The 1,302-nt window shown below is 56.2% G+C and carries 1 protein-coding gene; it reads right to left on the reverse strand.

Annotated elements, in window-relative coordinates; translation table 11 throughout:
- Positions 1 to 14: 14 nt before the first annotated feature.
- Positions 15 to 1,229 (reverse strand): ISL3 family transposase, encoded by a 1,215-nt coding sequence (locus HAP95_RS07640; RefSeq protein ID WP_215883681.1) that lies wholly within the window; start codon positions 1,227 to 1,229, stop codon positions 15 to 17.
- Between the last annotated feature and the right edge of the window lie 73 nt (positions 1,230 to 1,302).

Raw genomic sequence — 1,302 nt, forward strand, 5'->3', positions numbered from 1 at the left:
GGTTCCTCGTCATTTCAAGTGGGTAGCCTGAGATCCAGCTTGCCCAGGATCAGGTAGGCCAGGTTGATAAAGTTCTTGTGCGTGCGGTAACCCCGAGCCTTGGCCTTGGCGGATTGAATGAGGCTGTTGAAACCTTCCAGAATTCCATTGGTGATCTGGCTCTCGAACCATCGGAGCACGCCATCCCAGTGATTCATGATGGTGTAGGCGACCTTGACGATAGGCGGCAGATCGCTGGTTCTGGCGTTTTCCAACCAGGCTTTCAAGAGGGTAGCCCCCTGATGGCGATTCTTGATCGTGAAGATGTCCTGAAAGGTCAGGCGGAACTGGTAGGCCTGCGCCGTCTTGAGGTTCTGGTCTTTGAGTAATGCCTGCAGCTTTTCTTTCTGCTTCACCTTGAGGTTGCAATCGTTCTTGAGCCAGAGCCAGCGGGTCTTTTTGAGATTTGGCTGAGTGAGGACTTCCCCCTTGCGCACGTCGTCCACGGCCTCGTTGACGAGCTTCATGAGGTGAAAACGATCGAAAGTGATCTCCGCATTGGGCAGGTGCTCGGCAGCCCCTTTCTGGAAGGCCGGCGAGAGGTCCATGCTCACATCGGTGATCGCTTCCGCGCTACCACCATGGGCCTGTAGATCTGCGGAGAATCTCTCAAAGGTCTTGGCATCCTTGCCGGGAGTAGCGAACAAGAGTCGCCGGGCATCCAGATCCACGAAGAGCGTGATGTAGTCGTGGCCGCGCCGACTGCTGGTTTCATCGACGCCGACGGCATGGACATGGGCCATATCCACTCTGGTACGGGCTTCTGGCACATAGTGGTCAATCACCCGCCACAGGAGCGTGTCGGTCTCGCCGACTAGGCGGGCTACGGTCAATACCGGCATCTCCCGCACCAGGGTCATGATCAGCGCTTCGAAGAGCAGGGTGAAATGCGAGCCTTCCCGTGCCCAGGGAACAGATATCTGATGCACTCCATGCTCCTGGCACTTCACACGAGGTACGCGGGCATGGAGATAGGCTTCATGCTGGAAGAAATCCATGTGCCGCCAAGTATGGTCACGGGTATCATGTACCGGACACTCCTCACCACAGACGGAGCAAGCAAAGCGACTACCCTTGGGAAAGTTGATGTGCAGATCCAGGCGTTTCTCCTCCACCGTGAAAGTCACATGATCCACCAACCACGGCGGAACCAATCCTAACGCGAGAGAAAACAGCTCTTCAGGGACCATCAGCTAACTCCAATTCAGGGCACGACCGCTCCACAGCATTCTACCCCCTACCCACTCAATCTGACGAAGAGCC

Source organism: Acidithiobacillus sulfurivorans, from assembly GCF_018853815.1.
In the GTDB taxonomy this organism is placed as follows: Bacteria; Pseudomonadota; Gammaproteobacteria; order Acidithiobacillales; family Acidithiobacillaceae; genus Acidithiobacillus; species Acidithiobacillus sulfurivorans.